The organism is Oleiphilus sp. HI0061, from assembly GCF_001635675.1.
In genome coordinates this window covers 1-7,023 of sequence record NZ_LWFE01001300.1, presented here as the reverse complement: position 1 = coordinate 7,023, position 7,023 = coordinate 1, and the positions used below count along the sequence as shown (strand labels likewise).

Genomic DNA, 7,023 nt, shown 5'->3' with positions numbered 1-7,023 from the left:
TTCTTATTACCTATCGGCCACTTGCAAGCCTTACTTTATAGCAAGCGCTCAGCTTTCTTCCCTAATCCTAGCCATGACCTCAGAGGTTTCGGGCAAAATGCCTCGCCAAACACGAAAAGCTTCTGCCGCCTGCCCGACCAACATCCCGAGACCATCAATTGTCTGGGATGCCCCTGCCTCTTCAGCCCACCGATTAAAGACAGTCTGCTCTGAGCCGTACATCATGTCGTAGGCAACCGTCGCAGCACCGATAATCGATTTCGAAATTGGTGGCAAGGAACCCGATAAACTGGCCGAGGTACCATTAATCACCAAGTCAAAAGCTTCGTTCAAGGCTTCAAAGCTCGAACTTTCAATACTCCCCTGATCTTGAAACAAGTCTACCAAAGCATCCGCTTTACTAACGGTTCTATTGGCCACCACAACCTTGCTTGGCTTTTCTTCAAGTATAGGCTGCAATACGCCTCTTACAGCACCACCTGCCCCTAAAATCAGTATTTTTTTTCCACTTAGGCTAATTCCATGCCCCTGAATGTCGGACACTAAACCCAAACCATCTGTATTGTCACCGCAAAGCAAGCCTTGCTCATCAAGGTACAAAGTATTTACAGCACCAGCCTTTTCAGCACCAAGGCTACGCTTGTCACACATGTCCCAAGCTTGCTCTTTGAAAGGCACGGTAACGTTAAGGCCTTTTCCTTCTGTCTGAGCAAAAAAGCCTTTGACCACTGATGTAAAATCATCGACTGGCGCTTCAATTTTATCGTAAGTAAGTGCCTGCTTCGTCTGCGTGGCAAACATACTATGAATCAATGGAGACTTACTATGAGAAACGGGGTTACCAACAACGGCATATTTATCTGACATGTATTTTTCCTTACTCCCTGAAGACTATCAGATCCAGTCCTGATGCGGCAAAAAGCGCTCGGTCAGTTCAGCTTCTCTTGAACCTGCTTTAGTCTGATAGTTGTAATCCCAACTGACCAGCGGAGGCATCGACATAAGTATCGACTCAGTGCGCCCTCCAGACTGGAGGCCAAATAGGGTACCGCGATCAAATACTAGATTAAACTCAACATAACGGCCACGACGATGCAATTGGAACTGTCGCTCCCTTTCGCCATACTCGCTATCTTTGCGCCGTTCGATGATCGGGCGATACGCCTTCACATAGGAATTGCCCACGGCCTGCATAAATTCGAAGCTCTTTTCGAAGCCCCATTCATTCAAGTCATCAAAGAATAAGCCGCCAACTCCGCGCGCTTCGTCCCGATGTTTCAGGTAAAAGTACTCATCGCACCACTTTTTATACTTAGGGTAAACCTCTTCACCAAAAGGCGCACAAGCTTCCGCTGCAACTTGATGCCATTGCTGGCAATCTTCTACAAAACCATAGTAAGGCGTTAAATCATAACCACCACCGAACCACCAAATGGGTTCAGCACCGTCCTTTTCCGCAATAAAGAAGCGAACATTGGCATGAGAGGTCGGTACATAGGGGTTATGAGGGTGCATAACCAAAGACACACCCATCGCCTGAAAGCGACGACCTGCCAACTCAGGTCTGGCACTAGTTGCCGAAGGCGGCAATGAGTCCCCGTAAACATGAGAGAAGTTAACACCCCCTTTCTCGAAAACAGCCCCATCTTTAATCACTCGAGTTCGACCACCGCCACCTTGAGGGCGCTCCCAGGCATCCTCTACAAAGCGCGCCTGACCATCACTTTGCTCCAGCCCTTCACAAATACTATCTTGCAAACCGAGCAAATAAGCTTTGACCTGTTCTAACATGCACTCACTCCTAATATTTATTCTGTATGCGCTGAGTTTATCCAACGCTAGACCCGTAGCGACTCTCCGCTTACCAGGTCTCTAATTTCTGAAGGTTTATCGAAGCCGCCAAGGCGGCCAGGCAGAAGATAATCAACTCTCCCCCTAAAGTAGTCTCGTGCTTCACGTAGGTTCATTGCCGGATGCTTGCCAGAAGGATTAGCCGAAGTAGACACCAGAGGTGCTCCGACTCGTCGACTAAGCTCAACAATTAAAGGGTGCGTACTAAGACGCAAGGCAACGCTTGAAAACCGCCCCTTGATATATGAAGGCACTCTGTTGGCTTCATCTGGCACCAACCAAGTAGTCGGCCTCGTAACCGGCGCTAGAAACTTACGCTGAAGTGCCTCGGGCAAATCCTTAAGTAAAACGTCAAAATAACAAGCCTCTCCTGAAACCAAGATCAAGCCTTTTTCAACGGGTCTGGTTTTCAAGTCCAGGATCTTATAAACGGCTTGCTTGTTGTCTGGATGACAAGCCAAGCCCCAAACCGCCTCGGTCGGATGTGCAATCACTCCACCACCCTTGAGAATATTAGCAGCAAACTGAACCTGCCATTCAGATAAACGACTTAGCGACACCCAAACCTCTCTTCCTATCGACGCTATTTACACTTCAAAAAGCACTTTAGACAAGTGACCATAATTATTGGGCTGAGTTTACTGATTTCACACGCTGATAGCCACCTGGCACATTAGAAATTAAACCTTTTAGCTCCAAGCTCACCAGGTTTTGCAATAGCACGCCAGCTTCCAGTTGGCTCTCGCTAGCTAGAACGTCAAAGGAGGTACACTGAAAATCAATCAGAGGTAATAGCTTTCCTTCATCGGGCAAAAGTTCATGTGACAACTGAGTTTCAGCTGCATGACCCTCAGCCTTGCCCACTATAGCGCTTGTACTGCGCCCAATCGGACTCTCACGCTTTGAGTTATTGGCGGAAGACGCTACCGTCATACAAGAGTCCCGACAAGGAAAAGCTAGAATATCCTCGACACATGTCACCAGCTGCGCTCCCTGTTTAATCAGATCGTTGCATCCGGCAGCCACTTCACTATCAATAGGCCCTGGAATGACATATACCTCCCGATTCTGTTCTATCGCATAATTCGCAGTGATTAATGATCCGCTTTTCAGGCCAGCTTCAACAATCAATGAACCCTGAGAAAGCCCCGAAATCAAACGATTTCGTCGCGGAAAATTTGCAGGCACAGGCAGAGACCCTAAAGCCATTTCCGACACCAGCACTCCTCGATCCATAATTTGCTCTGCTAGTTTTTGATTTTGCCTTGGGTAAACAAGATCTAAGCCCGTCCCCAAAACCGCACAGGTAATGCCACTTGCTTCCAAGGCTCCTCGATGGGCCAAAGTATCAACCCCCAAAGCCAAACCACTAACGACATTCTGGCCCTGAAGGCTCAACTCATAGGCAAAAGAATAGGCATGCTGTTTCCCGGCCATACTTGGTTTTCTGCTACCCACAACGGCTAAGGCAGGCAACAATAAAGACTCCAGACAGCCTTTCAGATAGATCATAGGCGGCGGACAAAATACTTCCTTTAATAAAGACGGATAGCCTGCATCCTCAATACTTAATATATGCTGTCGCGCAGGTTCCGACCACTCCATCAACGTCTCGGTCGAACGTGGAAGCGCCTGGGATAATGCAGCTTCATTAATGTTGACCAGGGCTCGTGCCATCACTGGTTTAAGACCGCTTGAGCATAAAGCCTCGTAGTCAGCTTTCGTAAGCGCGTCAACGCTCCCAAAGTGAGAATAAAGGTGATAAAAAGTCTTCAGGCCCAAGCCTTTGACTGCAGAAAGTTGTGCGATGTATTCGCAACTTGAAGAAATAGCCATACGATCATCCTTAATCGATTTATTAGCAGAATGCCCTATTCCGGGCCTAGGTATACTTTGCCAAGCAATCGCCCAACAAAAAAGGCAGCTTAATCCTTAAGCTGCCTTCAGTTTACTTTAATCTTTACAGCCTCGCTAATTCAAGGCTCAGGTTCAAATCAAGGCGTACGAACCTCGTCCATCACAGCAAGTGGGCGTGTTGCTTTCAAAACCAAGCCGTAGCTCAATTTCTCAAAGACTCTAAACACCATTAACAAACCTGCACGCTGTGAAGGTAACTCAATCTTTTCTTTGGTGTAAGGATCACGAACCAAGCCGCCTCTCTTGTATACTGCGAGTACATTACCTTCCTTAATACCATCACGCTCGCCGCGGTTGATAACAACAACATTATACTGACCAATATTACCAACACCTGAAGCCACAGAAATCATCTTGCCTCGAATATCATGCTCTGGCTTACTTGGCACAAAATTAGAGTTAATCATTCTATCTTCAGTCGGCAACAAGCGGTCACCTTGGCGCAATTCTTCACTGCTACGAAGAATATTCAGCGTCACAACTTCTTTGTTTACTTGATCAACATCTGCAGTGGCAATCGCTTTCGCTTCAAGCCCCAATAATTCATTCGTTTCGGGGTCAATATAAGTCTCGCTAGAACGATATACGGCTACTTTCTCAGCACCCTTAACGTCACCTCGAGCGAAGACCGTATCACCAGTCCCGGTGATCAGGTGATTCTCACGACCGATAAGCACGTAAGGCGCCATTTCCATCTCTTCTTTTTCAACAATTCGGTTCTGAGACAAGAAACTGGCTATTGCATCAAGTGGAATCGTCGGAATCGCAGCAGAAATTGGCGTTGCCTTAATTTGAGGACTGAGCTTAACCACGCCATTTTGAGGGCCTGCCTTCAAGGTAGTAAGTCGCGGTTGGCCATTAATATATATCAGACCAATAATATCACCAGGATAGATAAGGTGAGGATTCGAGACCTGAGGGTTCGCATGCCAGATTTCTGGCCATAGCCAAGGCGACTTCAAAAAGCGCTCTGAGATATCCCACAAGGTATCACCCTTTACGACAACGTAACGATCCGGGTGGTTGTCAGCCAATTCAGGGGATGCCAAGACGGATTGAACCAGCGCCAGGCTTGTCAATATTACGGAGATGAGTAACTTTCGGATCATGTGCTGCCTACATAATAAATTTATGTCTAAGATATAAGTGTGCGAAAAAAAGGCACGGTATCTAGAAAACTATAGATCAAGATTTAACAATTTGTACTAATTTCCTTTTCTATAAGATAATAGTAGCAGTGATATCGTGACACGCACCACAATTTAATACTAGTACAGCGCTAATAAACCAGCCATAACAGGATCCACATGTCGATTTTAGAAATTTTAGAATATCCAGACCCTCGCCTTCGTACTCTGGCCAAACCGGTCGAAGAGTTTGATGACAATCTGCAAACCCTTATCGATGACATGTTTGAGACCATGTATGATGCTCCCGGCATTGGTCTGGCAGCAACACAGATAGATCGCCACCTCCAATTAATAGTGATGGACCTGTCAGAAGATAAGAGCGAACCACTGGTATTTATTAACCCTAAAGTCACTGTTTTAGAGGGTGAGCTAGAAAAAATGCAAGAAGGCTGCCTGTCCGTTCCTGGCTTTTATGAAGATATTAGCCGAATCGAACATGTGCTGATCGAAGCGCTAGACCGACAAGGCAAAGAGTTTAGCCTAGAAGCAGAGGGGCTACTAGCCGTTTGCATCCAACACGAAATGGATCACTTAAACGGTAAACTCTTTGTTGACTATTTAAGCGGTTTAAAACGTAATCGTATCAAAAAGAAACTAGAGAAGATTCATCGCAGTCAGGAACGCGCTTAAAACGCCTTTTATCATATCTGTGCGATTTTTATTTACCCAATTTAAAAAAGTGATTTCAGTTTGAAGATTATCTTTGCCGGTACACCGGAGTTTGCAGCCAAAAGCCTCCAAGCCATTATTGACCAAAACCATGAGGTCATCGCCGTCTACACTCAGCCAGACCGTCCGGCAGGGCGTGGCAAGAAGCTCGTAAAAAGCGAGGTAAAACAGGTAGCTGAAGCGCATGGCATTCCAGTATTCCAACCTGAAAAGCTGACAAACCCCGAGGCCCAGACGGAACTAGCAGCGCTCAAGGCAGACCTAATGATTGTAGCGGCTTATGGCCTGCTCCTACCTAAAGCAGTGTTGGACATGCCCACTTTCGGCTGTATCAATATCCACGCGTCTTTACTTCCACGCTGGCGTGGCGCTGCGCCGATTCAGCGTGCAATTCAGGAGGGTGACCGTGAAACGGGCATTACCATCATGCAAATGGACGTAGGCTTAGATACCGGCGACATGCTACTCAAACTCAAAACCGATATCACTGACCAGGATACTGGCGGTAGCCTTCATGACCGGCTCGCTGAACAAGGAGCCAGCGCGATTTTGCAATATCTCGAACAGCGTGAAACATTAGCGGCTGAACCTCAAGATAACGAACTGGCGAATTACGCACATAAACTGAGTAAACAAGAAGCTTGCATTAACTGGCAAGATAGCGCCCAACAGATCTGTCGCAATATCCGAGCGTTCAACCCTTGGCCGGTATCGTTTCTGGAGTTTCTTGATGCAAAAGGGAAAGTTCAGCGTGTCCGTATCTTTGAAGCATCAGAAGTCGAAACAAACGATGACCGAGTAGCCGGTACTATTCTGGAAAAAACCAAAAACGGCATCATTATCCAGTGTGGCCAAGGCGCTATCAGCATTCAGCAACTCCAACTTCCGGGGGCAAAAGCCATGGACGTTCAATCTTTCGTGAACGGCGGTAAAGCGCTATTAAATGCGGGAGAGCAGCTGAATGTCAATCATGACAACTAGGTCTGGCGGACGCAGTCGTCGCCAATCACGAGCTAGACGCTCCAAGCAAAATATCCGACTTCCTAAGCTACCTGCAATAGAAAGCTTAAGCAGCGTCAGAGCGCTTGCCAGCCATCTTTTACACAGTGTCGCTTATGAACAAAAGTCACTGACTGCACTCATGCCCATCGCTGCTGAACAGGTGGCAGATAAAGACGGCGCCCTTCTTCAGGAAATTGTCTATGGAGCCTGTCGCTGGTACGAGTATTTGGCAAATAACCATAATCAGTTTTTGGAAACACCGCTCCAGCACGAAGATAAACTGGTTGAAAGCATTCTAAAAGTAGGGGCTTACCAACTCCTATTCATGCGCACACCCGCCCACGCTGCAATTAATGAAACTGTGCAAGCCGCTGCCGAGCTGGGAATAGAGCAC

The 7,023-nt window shown here is 47.1% G+C and carries 8 protein-coding genes; 3 read left to right on the top strand and 5 right to left on the bottom strand.

Going from position 1 to position 7,023, the window contains the following annotated elements; translation table 11 throughout:
- Nucleotides 1–48: 48 nt before the first annotated feature.
- The 5 genes from aroE to A3735_RS20580 all read right to left on the bottom strand — a co-directional run bounded on the left by aroE (nt 49) and on the right by A3735_RS20580 (nt 4,877).
- On the bottom strand, nt 49–867 hold the full coding sequence (gene aroE / locus A3735_RS20600; protein WP_068512817.1) for a shikimate dehydrogenase: 819 nt from the start codon (nt 865–867) through the stop codon (nt 49–51).
- Between the two features lie 27 nt (nt 868–894).
- The gene (gene hemF, locus A3735_RS20595) at nt 895–1,791 is read right to left on the bottom strand and encodes an oxygen-dependent coproporphyrinogen oxidase (RefSeq protein WP_068512821.1); all 897 of its coding nucleotides are present in this window, start codon (nt 1,789–1,791) and stop codon (nt 895–897) included.
- A gap of 47 nt (nt 1,792–1,838) precedes the next feature.
- Nucleotides 1,839–2,411, bottom strand: a complete 573-nt coding sequence (locus tag A3735_RS20590; protein ID WP_068512824.1) for an L-threonylcarbamoyladenylate synthase — start codon at nt 2,409–2,411, stop codon at nt 1,839–1,841.
- 64 nt (nt 2,412–2,475) lie between these two features.
- Nucleotides 2,476–3,687, bottom strand: coding sequence for a DNA-processing protein DprA (dprA, locus tag A3735_RS20585; protein WP_068512827.1), 1,212 nt, complete (start codon nt 3,685–3,687; stop codon nt 2,476–2,478).
- Between the two features lie 158 nt (nt 3,688–3,845).
- A complete protein-coding gene (locus A3735_RS20580; protein ID WP_231872321.1) occupies nt 3,846–4,877 on the bottom strand; it encodes a LysM peptidoglycan-binding domain-containing protein in 1,032 nt (343 codons plus the stop codon).
- A gap of 198 nt (nt 4,878–5,075) precedes the next feature.
- Here A3735_RS20580 and def point away from each other — a divergent pair, with 198 nt between their 5' ends.
- From def to A3735_RS20565, 3 genes are all read left to right on the top strand, one after another.
- Nucleotides 5,076–5,588, top strand: coding sequence for a peptide deformylase (gene def, locus A3735_RS20575; RefSeq protein WP_068508982.1), 513 nt, complete (start codon nt 5,076–5,078; stop codon nt 5,586–5,588).
- A gap of 60 nt (nt 5,589–5,648) precedes the next feature.
- Nucleotides 5,649–6,608 (top strand): methionyl-tRNA formyltransferase, encoded by a 960-nt coding sequence (fmt, locus tag A3735_RS20570; protein ID WP_068512830.1) that lies wholly within the window; start codon nt 5,649–5,651, stop codon nt 6,606–6,608.
- Nucleotides 6,589–7,023, top strand: a 435-nt coding sequence (locus A3735_RS20565) for a transcription antitermination factor NusB (protein ID WP_304440000.1), incomplete at its 3' end; no start/stop codon positions are given. The genes fmt and A3735_RS20565, both read left to right, overlap by 20 nt.

What these genes read in the sequence shown, in the direction of transcription:
- hemF (WP_068512821.1), bottom strand. Translation starts at nt 1,791, where the DNA reads ATGTTAGAACAGGTCAAAGCTTATTTGCTCGGTTTGCAAGATAGTATT.
- def (WP_068508982.1), top strand. Translation starts at nt 5,076, where the DNA reads ATGTCGATTTTAGAAATTTTAGAATATCCAGACCCTCGCCTTCGTACT.
- dprA (WP_068512827.1), bottom strand. Translation starts at nt 3,687, where the DNA reads ATGGCTATTTCTTCAAGTTGCGAATACATCGCACAACTTTCTGCAGTC.
- A3735_RS20580 (WP_231872321.1), bottom strand. Translation starts at nt 4,877, where the DNA reads ATGATCCGAAAGTTACTCATCTCCGTAATATTGACAAGCCTGGCGCTG.
- aroE (WP_068512817.1), bottom strand. Translation starts at nt 867, where the DNA reads ATGTCAGATAAATATGCCGTTGTTGGTAACCCCGTTTCTCATAGTAAG.